At 66.8% G+C, this 19579-nt stretch carries 16 protein-coding genes and 1 pseudogene; 5 read left to right on the forward strand and 12 right to left on the reverse strand.

What is annotated here, in order from left to right; genetic code table 11:
• Positions 1 to 19 precede the first annotated feature (19 nt).
• Positions 20 to 580, forward strand: a complete 561-nt coding sequence (locus tag QRT08_RS13600; protein WP_286046507.1) for a putative glycolipid-binding domain-containing protein — start codon at positions 20 to 22, stop codon at positions 578 to 580.
• Here the strand turns inward: QRT08_RS13600 and hisB are convergent, their stop codons facing one another.
• From hisB to QRT08_RS13620, 4 genes and pseudogenes are all read right to left on the reverse strand, one after another.
• Entirely contained in the window at positions 581 to 1168 is a 588-nt protein-coding gene (gene hisB / locus QRT08_RS13605; protein ID WP_286046508.1) for an imidazoleglycerol-phosphate dehydratase HisB, read from the reverse strand.
• A gap of 38 nt (positions 1169 to 1206) precedes the next feature.
• Positions 1207 to 2095 (reverse strand): annotated as a pseudogene (locus tag QRT08_RS13610) (transcription initiation factor IIB).
• Positions 2096 to 2268: 173 nt separating this feature from the next.
• On the reverse strand, positions 2269 to 2694 hold the full coding sequence (locus tag QRT08_RS13615) for an HIT family protein (RefSeq protein ID WP_286046509.1): 426 nt from the start codon (positions 2692 to 2694) through the stop codon (positions 2269 to 2271).
• 32 nt (positions 2695 to 2726) lie between these two features.
• Entirely contained in the window at positions 2727 to 3431 is a 705-nt protein-coding gene (locus QRT08_RS13620) for a uracil-DNA glycosylase (RefSeq protein ID WP_369684845.1), read from the reverse strand.
• A 287-nt stretch (positions 3432 to 3718) separates the two neighbouring features.
• Between QRT08_RS13620 and ileS the strand changes: the two genes are divergently transcribed.
• On the forward strand, positions 3719 to 7006 hold the full coding sequence (ileS, locus tag QRT08_RS13625) for an isoleucine--tRNA ligase (protein WP_286046511.1): 3288 nt from the start codon (positions 3719 to 3721) through the stop codon (positions 7004 to 7006).
• Here ileS and prs read toward each other — a convergent pair.
• Together prs and QRT08_RS13635 are read right to left on the reverse strand one after the other, a co-directional pair.
• A complete protein-coding gene (gene prs / locus QRT08_RS13630; RefSeq protein WP_286046512.1) occupies positions 6998 to 7846 on the reverse strand; it encodes a ribose-phosphate diphosphokinase in 849 nt (282 codons plus the stop codon). The genes ileS and prs overlap by 9 nt on opposite strands.
• Before the next feature lie 40 nt (positions 7847 to 7886).
• Positions 7887 to 8651, reverse strand: coding sequence for an HVO_0234 family beta-propeller protein (locus QRT08_RS13635; protein WP_286046513.1), 765 nt, complete (start codon positions 8649 to 8651; stop codon positions 7887 to 7889).
• 74 nt (positions 8652 to 8725) lie between these two features.
• Here QRT08_RS13635 and glmM point away from each other — a divergent pair, with 74 nt between their 5' ends.
• Positions 8726 to 10090: a phosphoglucosamine mutase gene (gene glmM, locus QRT08_RS13640; RefSeq protein ID WP_286046514.1), complete on the forward strand. Its 1365-nt coding sequence runs from the start codon at positions 8726 to 8728 to the stop codon at positions 10088 to 10090.
• Between the two features lie 58 nt (positions 10091 to 10148).
• Positions 10149 to 10511 (forward strand): group I truncated hemoglobin, encoded by a 363-nt coding sequence (locus tag QRT08_RS13645; RefSeq protein ID WP_286046515.1) that lies wholly within the window; start codon positions 10149 to 10151, stop codon positions 10509 to 10511.
• Here QRT08_RS13645 and QRT08_RS13650 read toward each other — a convergent pair.
• From QRT08_RS13650 to fer, 5 genes are all read right to left on the reverse strand, one after another.
• On the reverse strand, positions 10487 to 11614 hold the full coding sequence (locus QRT08_RS13650; protein ID WP_286046516.1) for a DUF7118 family protein: 1128 nt from the start codon (positions 11612 to 11614) through the stop codon (positions 10487 to 10489). The two genes, QRT08_RS13645 and QRT08_RS13650, sit on opposite strands and share 25 nt — an antisense overlap.
• Positions 11607 to 11978: a phosphoribosyl-AMP cyclohydrolase gene (gene hisI / locus QRT08_RS13655; RefSeq protein ID WP_286046517.1), complete on the reverse strand. Its 372-nt coding sequence runs from the start codon at positions 11976 to 11978 to the stop codon at positions 11607 to 11609. The genes QRT08_RS13650 and hisI overlap by 8 nt, the downstream gene beginning before the upstream one ends.
• A gap of 265 nt (positions 11979 to 12243) precedes the next feature.
• Positions 12244 to 13029, reverse strand: a complete 786-nt coding sequence (locus tag QRT08_RS13660) for a helix-turn-helix transcriptional regulator (protein WP_286046518.1) — start codon at positions 13027 to 13029, stop codon at positions 12244 to 12246.
• Between the two features lie 43 nt (positions 13030 to 13072).
• Positions 13073 to 14011, reverse strand: a complete 939-nt coding sequence (locus QRT08_RS13665) for an A24 family peptidase (RefSeq protein WP_286046519.1) — start codon at positions 14009 to 14011, stop codon at positions 13073 to 13075.
• A gap of 82 nt (positions 14012 to 14093) precedes the next feature.
• Positions 14094 to 14483 carry a ferredoxin Fer gene (gene fer / locus QRT08_RS13670; protein ID WP_286046520.1) on the reverse strand — a complete coding sequence of 130 codons (390 nt, stop codon included), beginning with the start codon at positions 14481 to 14483 and terminating at the stop codon, positions 14094 to 14096.
• Positions 14484 to 14703: 220 nt separating this feature from the next.
• Here fer and hisA point away from each other — a divergent pair, with 220 nt between their 5' ends.
• Complete coding sequence (hisA, locus tag QRT08_RS13675) at positions 14704 to 15432, forward strand: 1-(5-phosphoribosyl)-5-[(5-phosphoribosylamino)methylideneamino]imidazole-4-carboxamide isomerase (protein WP_286046521.1); 729 nt, start codon at positions 14704 to 14706, stop codon at positions 15430 to 15432.
• A 6-nt stretch (positions 15433 to 15438) separates the two neighbouring features.
• Here hisA and QRT08_RS13680 read toward each other — a convergent pair whose 3' ends face one another.
• Positions 15439 to 19110, reverse strand: a complete 3672-nt coding sequence (locus QRT08_RS13680; RefSeq protein ID WP_286046522.1) for an LAGLIDADG family homing endonuclease — start codon at positions 19108 to 19110, stop codon at positions 15439 to 15441.
• Between the last annotated feature and the right edge of the window lie 469 nt (positions 19111 to 19579).

The raw sequence follows: 19579 nt of genomic DNA on the forward strand, positions 1-19579 counted from the left end.
CCGGTTCATCCGGGGTCGCATGCAGCGAGAGATCATCTGGGAACGGGCCGACGGCGTCGGAACCGAACACCTACGAGTCGCGTTCGAGGACGGCGTCCGCGCTGCGGGGGTCGCAGTCGGAGTCGACGACGCCCCGTTCTCGGTCTCGTACCGTATTCGATGCGACGAATCCGAGCGCGTGCGGTCGATCCGCGTCGAACGGTGCGACGGCACCGATTCCCTCGAACTCGAACACGACGGCGACGGAACGTGGACCGACGGGGACGGCGACCCGATCCCCGAACTGGCGAGGTGTCTCGACCTTGACGTCGCGGTCACGCCGTTCACCAACACGATTCCGATCCGTCGGCTCGGACTCCCCGGCGGCGAGTCCCGGGACCTACGAGTCGCCTACGTCGACGCGTCCCGGATGAGCGTCCGGGCAGCCGACCAGCGCTACACCTGTCTGAGCGAACTGGATGCCGACGGTGGGCGGTTCCGGTACGAGAACACGGCGAGCGGCTTTACTGCAGAGATTCCGGTCGACGCCGACGGCGTCGTCCGCGACTATCCAGGGCTGTTCCGTCGGGCGTTCCCGTAGCTACAGCCGGCCCTTCGTGCTCGGGGTCCCGCCCCGTCGCTCGTCGATCCGGGTCGCGTCGTCGAGCGCGCGGGCGAGGCACTTGAACAGCGCCTCGATCTCGTGGTGGGCGTTCTCGCCCTCGACTTCCAGGTGGAGCGTCAAACCGGCGTTCATCGCGAGCGATTCCGCGAAGTGTCGGGCCATGTCGCTCGTGAACTCGCCGACCGAGTCCTGGGAGAACTCCCCGTCGAAGTAAAAGCGGGGCCGCCCGCTGATGTCTACTACTACGGAGGCGACGGCCTCATCCAGCGGCACCCGGCGGTCGGCGTAGCGGACCATCCCGGCCTTGTCGCCGACGGCCTCGCCGAGGGTTTCGCCGAGGACGATCGCCACGTCCTCGACGGTGTGGTGGTCGTCGATCTCGAGATCGCCGTCGCACTGGAGGGTGAGGTCGAAGAGGCCGTGGGTCGCGAAGGCCGTGAGCATGTGGTCGAAGAAGCCGATCCCCGTCTCTACCTCCGCGTCGCCGCTGCCGTCGAGATCCAGCGCACACTCGATCTCGGTCTCGGCGGTCTCTCTCGTGATCTCCGCCGTCCGGTCGGTCATGGCCGACCGAACACGCCGGGGACACATGGCGATTGCGCTTACCCGGTGAGTCCGGCCTCACACAGCGCCTGGTAGGTCACGCGGATCGTCGGCGGGCTCACGTCCGCGACGTCAGCGGTCTGCTTCTGTGTGATTCCCGCGTCGCGTTCCTTCGCGGCGGCGTACAGGCAGGCCGCGGCGACGCCCGCCGGGTTGTGCCCGCCGATCAACGCCCGCTCGACGGCCGCATCGAGCAGCTCTCCGGCCCGTCTCCGGATCGGTCTCGGAAGGTCGAGCGCGCTCGCAAACCGCGGGAGATAGTCCGCCGGCACGGTCGGCCCGATCGGCAGGCCGAGTTCCCGAACGAGCGCCTTGTACGCGCGCTTCAACTCGGCCCGCGTGGCCCGCGAGACCGACAGGATCTCGGCGCGCGTCTGCGTGATTCCGAGCGCTCGACAGGCCGCGTACACCGTCGCGGCGGTGAACCCCTCCAGCGAGCGTCCGCGAACGATGTCCTCGTTCTGGGCGGCGCGAAAGAGCGAACACGCCTGTTTTTCGGCCGATTCGGGCAGCCCCAACGCGCCGACGATTCGGCGGATCTGCATGAACACGTCGCGCTGGTTGGTCTCGGCCTTGGTTCGACACTGCATCCGCTTGTGCTGGGTACGGAGCCGCGCGTACAGCCGTCGTTTCCGACCCGTCAACCGGTTTGCGTCCCCCGTAGCCGATCTCCGTCGAGAGCCCGTAGTCGTGACGCGATCGCGAGAGCGGCGCGCCCGTCCGGCGTCGATCCGTTTCGCCGTCCTCGAACGAGCGCCACTCGGGGCCGGGGTCGATTCGGTCCTCCCTGACGACCAACCCGCACTCGGTGCAGGTCGTCTCTATGTCGTGCGTCGTGAGGGGGCCGCTACATTCGGGACAGATGGTGGGTGTTTCTGCAGCCATCATCGTGTAATATAGTTAACTCATATTTAAAACTATACTTTACTGATAGTTTAAAACCCGGGCGGCCGCGAGTGCTCGTGGCGTCCCGTCGGGAACTTCCACGGGATTCGGCGTATTCGTGATGTAGCCGGACTACGGCGGTCGTTCGCGGAACGAATTTCGACGATATAATCCGGCTACGCCTGATTGTTCGCCGAGATTCTCTCGGCAATATCGTCCAGTTCGTCGTCAGCGAGGTCGGGTGGCGAACCCGCAATGGCGTGGATCGGGTTGCCGCCGTCGTCCTCGAACCGGGGGATGATGTGGCCGTGGACGTGCGGGACCTCCTGGCCCGCGGCCTCGCCGTTGTTGAACGCGACGTTCGAGGCGGGGGCATCGACCGCGTCCTCGACGGCGGGGATCAGTCGGTGGAGCGTATCGTAGAGGTCGCTCGCGAGGCCCTCGGGCAGGTCGTTCAGGCGCTCGTACTCCTCTTTGGGGATCACGAGGGTGTGGCCCGGCGCGAGCGGGTTGGCGTCGAGAAACGCCATCGTCGTCTCGTCCTCGTAGACGGTGCGGGCCGGGATCTCACCCTCGACGATCCGGCTGAAGATGCTTGCCATGGTTCGGTGTGCGGTGGCTCGGAGTAAGAAAGTTACCCGCCCGCACACAGCGCGTCGAGTTCCCGCTTCAGTTCCTCCCGGTACTCCTCGGGCTCGTAGCCAAGGCGCGCGATCCAGATGTTCTGATAGGACGGGTGAAGCACGGGAAGCAGGGGCGTCGCGAGCGCCTCGCAGTCGATCGGCGTCAGGACGTGGTCGGTAAAGCCCTCCAAACTACGGTCGTCGAGCGCGAGCAGCGTCTCGGTGGCGTGCTTTCCGGTGGGGACGATCGCGCTCGGTTGGATCTGCTCGACCTCGGTCACGAGGTGGGTCCGGCAGTTCGTCAGTTCCTCGTCCGTTGGCTCCCGGTTGGAACCCTCGCCACCGTCGGAGTCCGGCTCCGACGAGCTCCCACTCGCTTCGCTCGCGGGAACATCCGGAGGAAAGCACTTCACCGCGTTCGTGTAGTAGGCGTCGTGGTAGCCGACGGATTCCATCAGGTCGCGGATCACCCGCCCAGAGTGGCGGGCGGTGTAGGCCATCCCGGTCCAGTTGCCGCCTTTCCACCGGTCGGCCTCGGGCGTCCCCGCGCCGGGGGCCTCGCCGACGACGATCACCGAGGAATCGAGCGGGCCGGTCCCCCACGAGATGCACTCGCGGCTCTCGGCGAGGTGGGGACACCGGGTGCAGTTCGGTTCGAGGACGTTCCGGGTTTCGGGGTACTCGGGCACGGTAGATCCGAGGGATTCGGCGGCCAAAGCCGTGTCGAGACGGACCGAGGTGCGATGGCCAGCGCGAGTGTGGCTGCCACTTTCGGCAGCCACGCGAGCGGGACGGGGAAAGGCAGGCGTCCTGAGCGAGCAGTTCGGATTCGAACTGCTCGCAAGCGGGCCTGGCGGTCCTCGGAAATCTCCGATTTCCGGGACCCAGAAAGGCCGCTTTGCGGCCTTTCTTAGGGACATGAAAAGGGCGAGCAGCAGACGCCAGTCTGCTGCGAGGGCTTTCGACCGAACGCTCTTTACCGCGCCGCCGGATTCCTACTGGTATGAGCAGGTCCGATATCGACGAGGAGGACCGACCCTCGGAGGGCGCGCGGTTCGGGGAGGTCCCCGACCAGTACGACCCCGAGGCGGTCGAGAAGCGGGTGTTCGAGTATTGGGACGAGGTCGACGCCTACGAGAAAACGAAAGAAGCGTTCGCCGACGAGGAGCCCTTCTTCTTCGTCGACGGCCCGCCGTATACGTCGGGAGCGGCCCACATGGGCACGACGTGGAACAAGAGCCTCAAGGACGCCTACATCCGCCACATCCGGATGCGGGGTCACGACGTGACCGACCGCCCGGGCTACGACATGCACGGCCTGCCCATCGAGACCAAGGTCGAAGAACGCCTCGGATTCGAGAACAAGAAGGACATCGAGGAGTTCGGCATGGAGAACTTCATCGCCGAGTGCAAGTCCTTCGCGGACGAGCAACTGGAGGGCCTGCAGGACGACTTCAAGTCCTTCGGCGTCTGGATGGACTGGGAGAACCCGTACAAGACCGTGACGCCCGAGTACATGGAGGCGGCGTGGTGGGGCTTCTCGCAGGTCGCGGATCGCGGGCTGGTCGATCAGGGGAAACGATCCATCTCGCAGTGTCCGCGCTGCGAGACCGCCATCGCGAACAACGAGGTCGAGTACGAGGACCGCGAGGACCCGACGGTGTACGTCGAGTTTCCGCTCCGCGAGGACGAGCGCAGCGAGTCCTCGGACCGAGCGAGCGGGGACGACGGACCCGCGAGCCACGGGCGCGAGGGAAGCCTCGTCATCTACACGACCACCCCGTGGACCATCCCGGCAAACGAGTTCGTCGCGGTCGGCGAGGATCTGGTCTATCAGAAAGTTCGTGCCCGGCGGGACAGCGAGGAGGACGTCCTCTACATCGCCGCCGAGTGCGTCGAGAACGTCCTCTCGAAGGGCCGCTACGACGAGTACGAGGTCGAGGAGGAGCTTCAGGGTGCGGAGATGCTCGGCTGGGAGTACGACCTCCCGCTCTCCGAGGAGGTCCCCGCCAACCCCGACGGGGAGGGAACCCACACCGTCTATCACGCCGACTACGTCGAGGCCGAGGACACCGGACTGGTGCACTCCGCACCGGGCCACGGTGAGGTGGACTTCGAGCGCGGCACCGAACTGGGTCTACCGGTGTTCTGTCCGGTCGGCGGCGACGGCGTTTATACCTCCGAGGGCGGCAAGTACGAGGGCCAGTTCGTCAAGGACGCCGACGAGGAGATCACGGCCGACTTGGAGGAGAAGGGCCTGCTCGTCGCCTCGGGCACACTCACCCACTCGTACGGCCACTGCTGGCGGTGCGATACCCCCATTCTCCAGATGGCGACCGACCAGTGGTTCATCACGATCACCGACGTCAAAGACGAGTTGCTCGAGAACATCGAGGACAGCGAGTGGCACCCCCAGTGGGCACGGGACAATAGATTTAGAGATTTCGTCGAGAACGCCCCCGACTGGAACGTCTCCCGACAGCGCTACTGGGGGATCCCGATCCCGATCTGGGTTCCCGAAGACTGGAGCGGGGAGATGGACGAGGTGATCGTGATCGGCTCCCGCGAGGAACTCGCCGAGCGTGTGGATCAGGCGGTCGACCCCGAGGAGGTCGACCTCCACCGCCCGACCGTCGACGACCTGACGATTACCGAGGAGGGCACCACCTACGAGCGCGTGCCCGACGTCTTCGACGTCTGGCTCGACTCCTCGGTGGCGTCGTGGGGCACCCTCGACTACCCGGGCGAGCAGGAGGCGTTCGAGGAGCTGTGGCCCGCCGACCTCATCATGGAGGCCCACGACCAGACCCGCGGGTGGTTCTGGTCGCAGTTAGGAATGGGAACGGCCGCGCTCGGGGAGATCCCCTACGACGAGGTGCTGATGCACGGCTTCGCCAACGACAGCGAGGGCAAGAAGATGTCCAAGTCGGTGGGCAACGTCGTCCAGCCCCACGAGGCCATTCAGAGGCATGGCTCGGACGCCATGCGCCTGTTCCTGCTCTCGGTCAACCCGCAGGGCGAGGACATGCGCTTCTCGTGGGACGAGATGGCGACGATGGAGCGGAACCTCAACATCCTCTGGAACGTCTTCCGGTTTCCCCTCCCCTACATGCGCATGGACGGGTTCGACCCCGACGAGACGGACCTCGAAGCGGTCGACGCCGATTTGGAACTCGTCGACGAGTGGGTCCTCGCCCGGCTCCAGACCGTCACCCGCGAGATGACCGAGGCGTGGGACGACTTCCGACAGGACCAGGCGCTCTCGGCGCTGATGGAGTTCGTCGTCGAGGACGTTTCTCGATTTTACATCCAGGTCGTGCGAGAGCGCATGTGGGACGAGGAGGACAGCCCCTCGAAGAACGCCGCCTACGCCACGCTGTATCACGTTCTTCGGGAGGTCTGTGCGCTGCTCGCACCCTACGCGCCGTTCGTCACCGAGGAGATCTACGGCGCGCTGACCGGCGAGCGGGGCCACGACACCGTCCACATGCTCGAATGGCCCGAGAGCGAGGAGTACTGGACCGACGAACGACTCGAAACCGACATCGAACTCGTTCGCGCGGTCGAGGAGGCGGGATCGAACGCCCGCCAGCGGGCCGAACGCAAGCTGCGCTGGCCCGTCTCCCGCGTGGTCGTCGCGGCCGGCGACGACCGCCTCGCAGAGGCCGTCGGTTGCCAGCAGGAACTCCTCGAGGAGCGGCTCAACGCCCGCGAGGTCCGTGTGATCGCGCCCGACGAGCGCTTCGAGGAACTCGCCTACAGCGCACGGGCCGACATGAGCCTCCTCGGACCCGAGTTCGGCGACCGGGCTGGCGAGGTCATGGGAGCGCTCAACGACGCCCGCGTCGAAGAGCCGTCGCTCGAAGCGCTTTCGGCCGCCCTTTCGAAGAAACTCGGCGAGGAGGTCGAGCTCCGCGAGGAGATGATCGAGTTCACCGAGGAGACCCCCGAGGAGCTCTCGGGCTCGCGGATCACGATCGAGGGCAATGGGTTAGGAGTCGTCTACGTCGATACCGAGTTGACTGAAGGGATCGAGAGCGAGGGCTACGCCCGCGAGGTCATTCGGCGGGTTCAGGAGATGCGAAAGGACCTCGACCTGCCCATCGACGCGCGGATCCGCCTCGATCTGGAGATCGCCGACGAGCGCGTCACGAATCTCGTCCGCGAGCACGAGGGCCTGATCGCCGAGGAGGTTCGTGCGGCGCAACTGGGTGGCGTCGAGGACGGCCATCGCCGCGAGTGGGTAGTGGAAGACGTCGAGATGGAGATCGCGATCGAGCCCCTAGAGTGAGCGGAGCGCCTCGGCGAGCGGCCGGGCGACGCTGACCTCGCTTTCGGCGCGCTCGATCGTGTCGGTGCCGTAGACCTGCTCGACGCCCGCACGGGCGAGTTTCGTTCTGGCGTTGGCGGCGAGCATCGGGTGGACGCAGGTCACGAACACTCTCTGGGGGTCTTCGAGCGTGGCGATCGCCCCGCTCATCGTCGAGCCCGTCGCGATGATGTCGTCTACGATCACCACGTCCCGATCCTCGACGACCACGTCGCTGGGCGTGATCTCGACCTCGCTGCCCGATCGTCGTGTTTTCTCGAAGTAGTCGACCTCGCCCTCGCCGTAGCTCTCTCGGACGGTCTCGGCGAGGTCGATCGCCCCCGCGTCGGGCGAGAGGAAGACCGGATCCGAGAGGTCGGGGAGGGGATCGGCGAGCACGCCAGCCCCGTCAATCGCGCGTGCGGGTACCGAGAAGTGCTCGAGGGCCGATTCCTCGTGGGGCGAGACCGTCAGCACGCGATCCGTACCCGTGCTCACCGCGCGGGCGACCGCGCGCACGGAGACGGGCTGGCCCGGCTCGAAGGCGCTGTCCTGGCGGGCGTAGCCCATGTAGGGAAGCACGGTCGTGACCTCCGAGACGCCCGATTCTCGGAGGGCGTCCTGGAGTTGGAGCAGTTCGAGGTGGGCGTCACTGGTGATCGTCGAGGCGACGATCACCGCGGAATCGGTCTCGACCTCGGGGGCCGCCGCGAGCAGTTCGCCGTCGGGAAAGCGCTCGAACTCGACGGGCGCGAGCGCCCGGTCGAGTTCGTCGGCGAGAGCCGCGGCGAGCGACTGTGAAGCGGAACCGGGAACGATCATACCCGAGGGATCGCCGCATGGAGTAAACCCGTTTTCGGTCTCAGCGGACGAGCATCGCCCGCACGCCCGAGACGCCGAGCGCCCCCGAGCGCCAGCCGTCGCCCGCGTCGACGTACAGCGTTCCATCGCCGGTTGCGCCGTAGACCGCCTCGCCGACCGCCACCGCCGCCAAGGGTTCGGGCGTCTCGCGCTCGCGCCACTCGCCGTCGTAGACGTACAGGGACTCGCCGGCGAGCGCGGCCCCCGAAGGGAGTTCGCCGGGCGGGCCGTCGCCCGCGACCCGGTCGAACCCCCCGTCGAGATCGCGCATCCAGCCGTTGCCGAGGCGATAGAGCCCCGCAGCGGTCGCCGCGAGCGGGATACCGGGGGTGGAGACGTCGTTCGCGTCGGCGAGGCCAACGTGGTCGAGACCGCCGCTCGCGCGGTAGATCCCGCCGCCGGTCGCGAGCAGGTCGCCGTCGGCCGCCCGCACGTCGTCGAGGCTCCCGAGGTCGGTCCACTCGCTCCCCTCGAAACGGGCGACCCGGCCCTCCGGGGAGACGGCGACCGGTTCCTCGACCCCGCCGACGACGAGAGCGGGGCCGAACCCCGTGGGGTCGCCGTCCAGCAGGACGTCCTCGGCGGTGGCGACCGCGAGCCCGTCGACCCACGCGAGATCGCGCGCCCGACAGCGGTGTTCGATGCCGAACTCCCCGATCATGTCCCCGGAGACCGAGGCGCGGACGACGCCGAGGTCGCTCGCGAGATAGACGCTTCTCTCCCCGGTTTTCCCGGCGTAGACGCGCTTCTCCTCGATGCTGCTCATACGGAGCGTTCGCGGTCGAGCGCCAAATGGCTGTTCCGGAATCCATTTGCCCCGTCGCTTCCGAGAGTCGGGTGATGGACGTGTTCGGGTCGAGCGGGACGCGCGGGGTCGCGAACGAAGAGATCACGCCGGCGTTCGTCCTGCAGGTCGTCGCGGCCGCCGGAACGGTCTGGGGGGCAGACCGTGTAGCAGTCGCGCGTGACACCCGCCACACCGGACGCATGCTCGAGAACGCCGCCGTTTCCGGCCTCCAGAGCGTCGGCTGCGACGTCGACCGGCTGGGCGTCCTGCCGACGCCGGGCGTCCAGGCCTACGCGGGCCGCGAGGGCGTCCCGGCGGTGATGATCACCGCCTCGCACAACCCGCCCGAGTACAACGGCGTCAAACTCATCGGGCCCGGCGGGATCGAGCTCTCGGTCTCGGAACTCGAAACCGTCGAGGAGGTGTTCCTCTCGGAGGTCGACGGCGCGCGCTCGTGGGCGCACACCGGCGACGAGTTCGTCGTCGAGGACGCCGTCCGGCGGTATATCGACGGCGTCCGCGAGGCGGTCGACCGGGAGAAGATCGCCGCCGCCGACCTGACCGTCGCGATCGACCCCGGCCACGGCGCGGCCTCGCTGACCAGTCCCCGCCTGTTCCGGGAACTGGGCTGTCGTGTGGTGACGGTCAACGCCCAGCCCGACGGCCGGTTCCCGGGCCGGAACCCCGAACCCGTCGAGAAGAACCTCGGGGACCTGGGACGGCTGGTCCGTGCGAGCGACGCCGACGTCGGGATCGCCCACGACGGCGACGGCGACCGGGCGATCTTCTACGACGAATCCGGCGAGTACATCGAGGGCGACGCGGCGCTCGCGGCGCTCGCGGACGCCGAACTCACGAGCGACGACGCGACCGTCGCCGCGGTCAACGTCTCCCAACGATTGGTCGACGTCTGCGAGCGGACCGGCGCGGCCCTCGAACTCACTCCCATTGGAAGCACCTACATCACCAGCCGGATCCAGCAGCTACGGGCCGAGGGGATCTCGGTGCCGGTCGCGGGCGAGGGCAACGGCGGGATCTACTTCCCCGAGTACAGCCTCGCGCGCGACGGCGCGTACATCGGCGCGCGCTTCCTCGAACTCGTCGCCGAAAAGCCCGCGAGCGAGGTGATCGGGCCGTTCAGCGGTTATCACAACGTCCGGCTGAAGCTCGCGTACGAGGAGCGTGCCGAACGCGAGGCGATGCTCTCGGCCGTCGAGGACGTCGCGGCCGACGCCGACGCCGAGGCGAACACCACCGACGGCGTCCGGCTGGACTACGGCGACGGCTGGGTGCTCGCGCGACCCAGCGGCACCGAACCCGTCATCCGGGTGTACGCCGAGGCCCGCGACGAGGCGCGCGCCGAGGACCTCGCCGCGCGGCTCTACGACGCCGCGAGCGCGGCGCGCCGGTCGGTATAGCCGGGCCGAACGGGTTCGGGACAGGAGGTTTACGCCCCCGCCGTGAACACGCGAACGTATGCCAGAGCAAACGCTCTACGAGCGCCTCGGTGGCGAGGAGTCGATCGAAGCCGTCGTCGACCGGTTTTACGGACACGTGATGGCCGACGATCTGGTCAACGGCTACTTCGAGGACGTCGACATGCAGCGCCAGATCGCCCACCAGACCCAGTTCATCAGCGCCGTCACCGGCGGGCCGGTCGAGTACTCGGGCGAGGACATGCGGGCGGCCCACGAGGGCATGGGCATCAACGAGGAGGAGTTCAATGCGATCGCCCGCCACCTCAATACCGCCCTCAAGGAGTTCGAGGTCCCCGAGGCCGAGCGCGAGGACGTGCTCGACGAGATCGCGAGCTATCAGGGCGCGATCGTCGAGGCGTAGCGCTCGAGCGCGTCCCGTAGCCGCTCGATCCTTTCGCTCGCCCGCTTCCTGTCGGCCGCGAGCGCCCCGCTTTCGAGGCGTTCGCGTTCGTGTGCGCCGAGGCGCTCGCGGGCCTCGGCGGCGCGACGGAGCCGTTCGTAATCGGGATCGCGCGTCAACGTCCGGACCTCCCTGAGGCGGGCGACCGTCTCCTCGGGGGCGAACCGGGGAACCACCGCCCGGAGTTCTCTGAGTTGGTACCGGAGTTCGTCGGCGGGGCGGGGCGGCCAAGCCAGTCGAAAGGGAGTCGCGTCGATCCGCTCGAGCGCCGTGCGCTGGGTGGCGACCGCCCGCTTGAGCGCGTCGGCGTCCTCGACGTAGTGGTCCAGTTTCGAGCGCGAGTAGTCGGCGTACTCGAGCAGTTTCGGGACCGACTCGGTCCCCGCGTCGGCGCGCGCGATGTACGCCCGGAGATCGGCCGGGAGGTCGGGCGTCTCGACCAGCGGGAACCACTCGGTCCGGTCGAGGAACGCGACGACCTCGCGGGTGCTCGCACGCGAGAGGTAGCCCGAGAAGGCCGCCTCGACCGCCTCGTTGTACCCCTCGATCGGGACCCGAAGGTCGGCGACGGGCGCGTCGAGGTCGACCTCGTTCAGCGCGAGCAGGCGGTCGTACTCGGCGATCTCCTCGTCGAGCGCCGCGATCCGCGACTCGACCGCCCGGCGCGCCTCGCGCAGGTCCTCGCGGGCGGCCGCGCGCTCGGTGAGGCGCTCGACGTCGTCGTCGACCGGGCCGAGCAGTTCGCGCGCGCGCTCGAAGTCCGCCTCGTTCAGTCGGCGCTTGTCGAAGCCGTCCTCGACGGCCTCGAAGACCTCGCGGTGGGGGAGGTCCTCGGGGAGCGAGGAGACGAGGTCGTCGAGCGCGCTCTGGAACTCGATGAATCCCTTGAAGTCGCCCGTCCCCGTCGCGCGCCCCTCGTAGCGCGAGAAGAGCTCCGCGAGGTCCTCGCGAGCGCGTTCGAGCCGCCGGAGGTCGCCCTCGCCGACGGCCTCGACGGCCTCGCACGCGGCCTCGTATCGCTCGTGGGCGTCGGCGAGACGCCGTTCGGGGTCGGGCTCACTCATACACGTCGTCGGGGTCGAAGACGCGCTCGCCGACGTCCTCGCCCTCGACGGTGCGGTAGAAACACGAGCGGTGGCCGGTGTGACAGGCCCCGCCCTCCTGCTCGACGAGATAGAGCAGGGTGTCGCCGTCGCAGTCGACGCGGATCTCCCGCACCGCCTGGGTGTGGCCGCTGGTCGCGCCCTTCTCCCAGAGTTCCTCGCGGCTGCGCGAGTAGTAGTGCGCCCGGTCGGTCTCGTGGGTTCGCTCGATGGCCTCGCGGTTCGCGTACGCGAGCATCAGCACCTCGTGGGTCTCTGCGTCCTGGGCGATCACGGGGAGCAGTCCGCGGTCGTCGAACTCGAGGTCAGGAGCGTCGGCGCTCATGGATCGAGTGAGTCCCCCGCGGCGAATAGGTCTTCTGTCCTTCCGGTCGCGCCCGCACGCCGGACCCGCGGGTATCGATTGACGGTCGAAGCAGGAGTGGGTGGATCGGCCGGTGCACGACCACGAGCGCAGGGTGCATGGGTCATCCGGGTGCGTCTGTCAGGGGCACCGCCGATCCGGGGCACGCCGGTCGACCCATGTCTTCCGCGAGGGCCAGGAGGAACCTATAGCTACCTCCCGACACATGTGGCACGCCGTAGGACACCTACCCCGAGAACGCCGCGTCGATCTCGTGGGCGGCCTCCCGGTGGCGCTCGTAGGCGACGAGCGCCTCCTCCCTGACGTCGGGATCACCCCACTCGAAGCAGGCGACGAACTGCCCCGCCTCGTAGGCGCCGAGGAAGACCCGATCGCCGATGATCGAGAGGCCGAACGAGAACGAGCCGGGGTGGGCGTACAGCACCAGCCCCTCGGTCTCGACGGCGGCGTCGAACTCCGTCCCGTAGTAATCCTTCGAGGCCGAGAGCGCCGCCGAATCCAGCACGAGTTCGCCCTCCGTCCCCTCCTCGAGCAGCGACCGGTGGGCCTCGTTGAACAGCGGGCTGACGACCGGAACGATCCCGAAGAACCGCGACGGGTTCAGCTCGCGGACCCGCTCGGTGTAGTAGCGAAGCGGGGCGTGGGGGTCGTTCTCCGTCGCCGTGATGACGGTCGCGCTCTCGAGGACGGGCGGCGACAGCGACATGCCGGACTCGGCGAGCGGTTCGAGGCTCCCGCCGTACTCCTCGACGAGGCTGACGGTGGCGATCAGTTCGCTGTAGGCCGCGAGCACGAGTCGGCCGCCGACCGTGCAGGTGTACCCTCCATCGACCCGGCGGGCCCACCCCAGGTCCGTCAGTTCGCGGAGGTTGCGCTGGGTCGCGGAGCGCGACAGTTCGAGTCGGTCGACGAGTTCGGCGGGCTGCAACGGGCCGTCTTCGAGGGTATCGAGCAGAGAGACGCGGTTCGAGGAGGTCGCGAGAAAGCGAACGCGATCGTCCGGCGATGGCATCGTCCGAGTGCTTCGAGCCGACCGTTATAGTGTTTCCGTCACGCTACATCGCGCCGACGACCCGAAGGGCGCTCGTCAGCAGGTCGCCGTAGACCAGCGCGACCAGCAGGCCGACGAGGATCGACACGAGGAACGGGATCCCCGGCGACACCCAGACCACCTCCCGTGTGGTGAGCACGTCCAGCCCATCGCGCAACCCCTCGGGGGTGGTGCCGTAGGCCGACCCGACGTCGGCGAGGAAGGCTTCCGCGCCCCAGTCGTCCTCGACGACTCCTCCATCGGTCACTGCGCCATCACCGGCGGGCGACGGCTCCGCGGGCAGCGAGACGGGGTCCCGGAAGCGTTCGGGGTCCTCGCGCAGCGCCGCGAGCGTCGTCCCGCGCCACCGGAGGTACATCCGCAGGGCGTCGAGGTCGAGCCCCGATCGGGTGAACCCCTCCCCGTCCTCGAGCAGCCGACCGTGGGTTCGCTCGGCGTCCGACCAGTGGACGGGCCAGCCGACGACCATCAGCGGGGTGAACCGTCCCGAAAGCGCGTTCCTGATCGCGAGGACGACGGGGTAGCACGTCCCGACGAGCACGGTGTTGGTGAGGATCGTGAGCGCGAACGCGCCCGTGGGCGTCCCGACCAGCGGGACCACGAGCGAGCCGAGCCGGTAGGACGGGTAGGTCGGAAAGAGCAGTGCAAGAACGATCAGCGCCTTCGCGTCCGCACCGCCGAACGCGCCGAAGCGCCAGAAACCGTACGACGCGGGGATCACCAGCAGCAGGCTGATCCCCGCGCCGACGAGGAAGTACGACCACGTCAGCCCGCCCGCGAGAAACGAGGCGATCCCGTCCCAGAGCAAGAGGACGACCGCGAGCGCGAACAGCGGGGTCCACGTCCGGCTCGGAACCCGCCGGGTCTTCACGTCGCGATACGCGGCCCAGACGAGAACGGGTATCGCGAGCAAGCGCAGGAGGTCGGGGACCGAGGCGAGCACGACCCTACGGGTGGGGTCGCCCGACGAATATTTTGTGGTTCGAGACGACGAAACGAACGAAGCGCGGGAAAACTGACGCCGTTCAGATGACGCGGTTCTGGAGGTAGTCCAGGTGCTTCGCGTTGTAGACGATCTGGATCTCGTCGGCGGCGGGCGAACCGATGCAGGTCAGCCGAACGTTCTTGTCGTCGACCTCCTCGTCCGAGAGGATCTGCTGCATGTCCATCTCGATCTCGCCCTCCTTGAGGATCGCCGCGCAGTTCGCACACGCGCCGGCGCGACACGAGAAGGGCCAGTCGTAGCCCTGCGCCTCCGCGGCCTCGAGGATGTACTCGCCCTCGTTGACGTCGAGCGTGCCGTAGTCCTCGTCGTCGAGGCCGGCGTCGGCAGCCTGACCGAAGAGGTCGTCGTCGTCGATGTCCCAGCCCTGATCGTCCAGCACTTCGTAGTTGAGGTATTCTACGGTTGGCATCACTTCCCCCTTCAACGTCATACCTGTTAGACCTTGCTGTTCATTTCCAGATCGGCTAATCCAGGAATTACCGGCATCTCGGAGGGTATCGGGCCTACATACGAGGATAATTCGACCGTAAATTTGGCCGACCAAAACCCGCGTGACGGCCTGAAAACCGGGATCGGGATCCCACACGTGGACCGGTGCGTTTAGACCCGCGCCGGCCGTGGTCGTGACCATGTTCGATGAGTACGAGGTGATCCCCGCCGTGGACATGCAAGAGGGCGAGGTGGTCCAGTTGGTGCAGGGAGAGCGCGGGACCGAGAAACGCTACGGCGACCCCGCCGAGGCCGCCCGCCGGTGGGTCGAAGCAGGCGCGCGAACCCTCCATCTCGTCGATCTCGACGGCGCCTTCGAGGGCGAGCGAAAGAACGCCCCCGCCGTCGAGGCGGTCCTCGAAACCGTCGACGGGGAGGCGACGGTCCAACTGGGCGGCGGGATCCGGACCGCCGAGGACGCGATCGGACTACTAGACCGTGGCGTCGACCGGGTGATCCTCGGGACGGCGGCGGTCGAGAACCCGGAGATCGTTCGGGAGGTCAGCGACGAGTACGCAAACAGCGTGATGGTGAGCCTCGACGCCAAGGGCGGCGAGGTGGTCGTCTCGGGGTGGACCGAGGGTACTGGACTAGACCCAGCCGAGGCCGCCGCCCGCTACGAGGAGCTGGGTGCGGGCGCGATCCTCTTTACGAACGTCGACGTCGAGGGACAACTGGAGGGCGTGAAGACGGGTCCCGTCGAGCGGATCGCGGACGCGGTGGGAATCCCGGTCGTCGCAAGCGGTGGCGTCGCGAGTCTCGATGACGTGCGGGCGCTGAAAGCGGCGGGCGCGAGCGCCGTCGTCGTCGGGACCGCACTCTATGAGGGGTCCTTCACGCTCGAAGCGGTGATCGACGCCGTAGCCTAAGCCGTCTCAGACTAGCCTGAGGTAGTCCTGATTGGGCGAGTAAAGCTCACCCTTGTTACGGAGCTTCTGGATCTCGTGTTCGGCCTTGCTGTCCTCGATCCCCGCCTCCGCGGCGCGCTCGATGACCTTCTCTTGGGGCGCGCCGGGTTCGCCGTCGTACTCCTCCTGAAGCTCCCGGATGATCTCCTTGATCCCCTTCACCCGGTCGCGCTGGGTCTTCGAGCGCCCCGTCTCGATCACGTCGACGTCGTACTCGCCGGTTTCGGGGTCGACGCCGATGTCCTGCAGACAGGAGCGAACGATCTCGATGACGCGTTCGGCGTCCTCGCGCTCGACGGTATCGGAGAGCCGGACGCGGGCGCTCGCCTCCCCGAGCCTGACGAGCGCCTCGAGCTTCCGGGCCGTCACGGGAACGGGCGCGTCCTCGTCGGCGCCCTTCGAGCGCAGGTCGACGTAGAACTCCTGGATCGCCTCGCGGGCGTCGTCGGTCATCCGGGGGAAACAGCTCTGCTGGGCGTAGGCGATGTACTTTCGCAACAACTCGGCGTCGATGTCGGGGGCGACCTCCTCGGTGACGGCGTCGACCTCCTCGCGGGTGACGTCCGGCGAGGGGAGGTTCGTGCGCTGGGTGTTGAGCTCCCCCGCGTAGTTCGTCTGGAGGATGTGCTGGGCGAGCTTGCGGTCCTCGTCTGGGTCGGGCTTATCAGTCACAGTAAAGATCAGATCGAACCGCGAGATGAGGGCGGGTTCGAGGTCGATCTGCTCGCCGATGGGCTCGTACTGGTCGAATCTCCCATATTTCGGGTTCGCCGCGCCGAGCAGCGAACACCGCGACTTGAGGGTGGCGTTGATCCCGGCCTTCGAGATCGAGATCGACTGCTGTTCGAGCGCCTCGTGCATCGCGGAGCGGTCCTCGGGGCGCATCTTGTCGAGTTCGTCGACCGCGGCGATCCCCCGGTCGGCGAGGACGAGCGCGCCGGCTTCGAGCGTCCATTGCTGGCCCTCGCCGAAGTCGTCGCGAACCGCCGCGGCCGTGTTGTGTGTTACGATGCCGTTTCCGATGAAGTTGTGTGTCTTCGGAACCGTGAGATCGAACACTTCTTTGTAGCCGGTATCGGCGGCCGCAACGACTTCGTCCCAGACGAGATCGGCGTCGGCTACTTCCTCAACGATCGGAGCGGCCGCTCCGAGATTTAACTCCGAGAGTATCTCTCGCGCGCGTTCCCGACTTGGATTATCGCCTCGGGTGACGTTCTGATAGTACGCCCCGCCCCCACCGTCGGCTCTGACAAGCGTTCGGCCGACCGGAAGACGTTCGCCGCGACGCTGTGCATCCGATACGACAGTCGTTAGAGTAGTGGCCTTCTCGATCGAACGGAATCCGATTTCGCTGGCGAACGCGTCGAGATCCTTGCCGTACATCGTGAGATGTGTCTGCACCGCCTTCGATACGATCTCCTGTCCACTCGCCAGCGTATACGTCCCTCGACGGTCCCGCTCTCGAATCCGTGAACGGATACCGTACGTTTCGAGCATCAACTGAACCTGGCGGGCCAGTCTCGGACAGACCGTTGAGAACTGAACGCTGGATCCGCCGTCCGTCCGCGGACAGACGGATCCATCGGCGTCGAACAATCCTTGGAGGAACGCGTCGGCGTTTTCGGCAGTCGTGAGCGACGGGGCGAGCGCGATATCGTCTTTCGGTGACTCGACGCCGAGGTTACTGAAGAAGCGCGCGACCGTCGTGCTATGGAGTCGTATGCACGGCACCCGTTCTTCCTGATATTCGATCGAGACGGACTTACCGAACGTCGATTCGATGATCTCCGCGGCGGTTTCGAGCAACCCCTCATCGGAGTTCGATATTCGGACGTATCCGCGATTCCCCCCTCGCCGAGACACCGTCACATCGCCGTCGCCGAACACGAATCCGACGAGATACATCAGGTCCTCGTCGAACGCGTTCGGGATCTCGATACCGCTGCCGTGTCTCACCATCGCGCGGTCGATTTCGATATCGCCCCGGTCGGTATCGATCGCCTCGAGGATTCGATCGAGCCGATCGAGTGGAAGATGACGGTTCGATAGCGAGTCGTAGATGAAGTCTTCCGGCAGGTCGAGAGCGCCGGCCGCCGCCCGCAGCGTTCCGAACTCCTCGCGGAGCCGTTGTCGCATAAACGCCACCGATTTAGCGGTCGGCTTTAGCTTCTCCTCGGTGAATTCGAAGAACTCGCGGGGCGACGGGGAGGATCGTTCGATGGTCGTGTGTTTGGGTACGCCGACGTAGTCACCGGCCTCGATCTCGGAGATCTCGCGCCACTCTACACCGTCGGTGTCACAGACGAGTACTGGCGTGTTGACGGAGGCTTCCAGTCGTTTTCCGTGAGCCGTTTCGATGCGTCGACACGGCTTTTCTGGCATGCGCCAGACGTGCGAACTCTCGGTGATGTTGACCGTGCCGGCGGTGCGGTCGTAGGTGTATAGCTCGTGTTCCGCTGCTGCTGGCGTGTCCGTCGTCACTGGTTTCGGATGGTGCTTCTCGGCGAGGTCGCGAATCGGAACGAGCCCATCCGTCGTTTGGACCATCGTGTCACCGGTGACACACAGCCCCGCCGAACTGCTACCCTTCCCGGAGGTGTAGACCGAGCGGGGCGCGATGTTGCGGATGTACTGCAGTAGCGCCGATTTCCCGGTCCCGGGGTCCCCGATCAGGAGCATGTGCATGTCCCCGCGGGTGCGCGAACCGTCCGGCAGGTGTTTCGTAACCCCTGAAAACAGCTGGAGGGTCATCGCCAGCTTGGCCTGCCGGTGGCCGTAGATCGAGGGCGCGAGGCTGTCGACCATCCGCTCGTAGATGTCGGGATCCGAGGAGAGCTCGACGATGGCCTGCTTGTCCTCGTCGGTGATCTCCATGTCCTCGAACTGTTCCTCCTCGACCTCGACCGCGTGGCCCTCCATGTGGATGTCGAACATGGTCGACTTCTCCTGGTTCGACCCCTGCTGTTCGAGGTGGAGCACGCCCGTCACGCGGACGTGGTCGCCCGCGGTCACCTCGCCCGTGATGTCGTCCTCGATATGCACGTCCAAACTCTGGGGGGTCTCGCCGCCGCGAAGTCCTTCAGGACTCTCCTGCACGCGGATCTTCTGGGCGTCGATGAACTCCGACTGGTCGAAGTTGATTCTAAAGGGGCCCTGGCGTTCACAGCCCGAACACTGGTGGGGCTCCTGGAAGTCGCCGCCGGTCTGGGGGATCCGCGTGAGGGTGCCACAGCGCTGGCACTCGAAGGCCGCCTGCTGGATCTTCGGGCGGACGTCCGTCGCCTTGCGGACGATTCCACGCACTTCGACGAGCGTGTTGACGTTCTTCGAGCGAATGTCTCGAATATCGGTCGCGCCGGGGAGGTTTCGCACCCGGACGTGGGCCTGCCCGAGGCTCACGTCGACGGGGAGGTCGTAGAGTCTGAGCGCCTCCTCGGCGTACGGCTGCATCTGCTCGGGCTGGTTTCGGAAGTCGTCGGCGACGTCGGGATCGAAGCGGTTCAGGTCGGCCCAGTCGAGGTACAGGGAGCGCTGTTCGTTCGGGTAGTGCTGTGCCAGCGTGCCGATCTCGTCGTGGTAGTAGGTCCGGTAGAACTCCTCGAAACGGCCGACGAGCTCCTGGTTCTCCGCACTGGCCATACTACTTTCTGTAGCCGCCGACCGGGTATGAACCTTCGGCTCCCAGCTTTTGCCGTCGTCCGAAAGGCTTCGCCTTTCGAGATGACGAGACGGCTCCGCCGTCTCGAACCACGCTCGCTTCGCTCGCTGGTAAAAGCTGGATCAAAAGCCGTCGTCACCCCCGCCGGGGGTTCCGCGGCCCGCTCACTCGCCGTGTTCGTTCGCGGTAGATCCACAGTGTTCGCCTGCCCTTCCCCGCCCCGCTCGTGCGGTCGCCGACATGGCGACCGCCCTCGCGCTGGCCACCTCATCCATTCCATATTTAAATGAGCATCTGTCACGACAGTCCTCACTTGAAGAACCCTGATAGCACACCACATGAATTGGCGCGATATGCCGAGAAACAGGCATTTCAACCTTCCAGTCGCCCCTCACGAGATCGACGCTGCTCGCCATGATCGGCATTTTTATATAGAACCACAAACAACGA

This window comes from Halalkalicoccus sp. NIPERK01, from assembly GCF_030287405.1.
GTDB lineage: Archaea > Halobacteriota > Halobacteria > Halobacteriales > Halalkalicoccaceae > Halalkalicoccus.

Bases quoted from the DNA above. Each gene is read 5' to 3' on its own strand.
- QRT08_RS13600 (WP_286046507.1), top strand. From the start codon at position 20: ATGCAGCGAGAGATCATCTGGGAACGGGCCGACGGCGTCGGAACCGAA.
- hisB (WP_286046508.1), bottom strand. From the start codon at position 1,168: ATGACCGACCGGACGGCGGAGATCACGAGAGAGACCGCCGAGACCGAG.
- QRT08_RS13615 (WP_286046509.1), bottom strand. From the start codon at position 2,694: ATGGCAAGCATCTTCAGCCGGATCGTCGAGGGTGAGATCCCGGCCCGC.
- ileS (WP_286046511.1), top strand. From the start codon at position 3,719: ATGAGCAGGTCCGATATCGACGAGGAGGACCGACCCTCGGAGGGCGCG.
- prs (WP_286046512.1), bottom strand. From the start codon at position 7,846: ATGATCGTTCCCGGTTCCGCTTCACAGTCGCTCGCCGCGGCTCTCGCC.
- QRT08_RS13635 (WP_286046513.1), bottom strand. From the start codon at position 8,651: ATGAGCAGCATCGAGGAGAAGCGCGTCTACGCCGGGAAAACCGGGGAG.
- glmM (WP_286046514.1), top strand. From the start codon at position 8,726: ATGGACGTGTTCGGGTCGAGCGGGACGCGCGGGGTCGCGAACGAAGAG.
- QRT08_RS13645 (WP_286046515.1), top strand. From the start codon at position 10,149: ATGCCAGAGCAAACGCTCTACGAGCGCCTCGGTGGCGAGGAGTCGATC.
- QRT08_RS13650 (WP_286046516.1), bottom strand. From the start codon at position 11,614: ATGAGTGAGCCCGACCCCGAACGGCGTCTCGCCGACGCCCACGAGCGA.
- hisI (WP_286046517.1), bottom strand. From the start codon at position 11,978: ATGAGCGCCGACGCTCCTGACCTCGAGTTCGACGACCGCGGACTGCTC.
- QRT08_RS13660 (WP_286046518.1), bottom strand. From the start codon at position 13,029: ATGCCATCGCCGGACGATCGCGTTCGCTTTCTCGCGACCTCCTCGAAC.
- fer (WP_286046520.1), bottom strand. From the start codon at position 14,483: ATGCCAACCGTAGAATACCTCAACTACGAAGTGCTGGACGATCAGGGC.
- hisA (WP_286046521.1), top strand. From the start codon at position 14,704: ATGTTCGATGAGTACGAGGTGATCCCCGCCGTGGACATGCAAGAGGGC.
- QRT08_RS13680 (WP_286046522.1), bottom strand. From the start codon at position 19,110: ATGGCCAGTGCGGAGAACCAGGAGCTCGTCGGCCGTTTCGAGGAGTTC.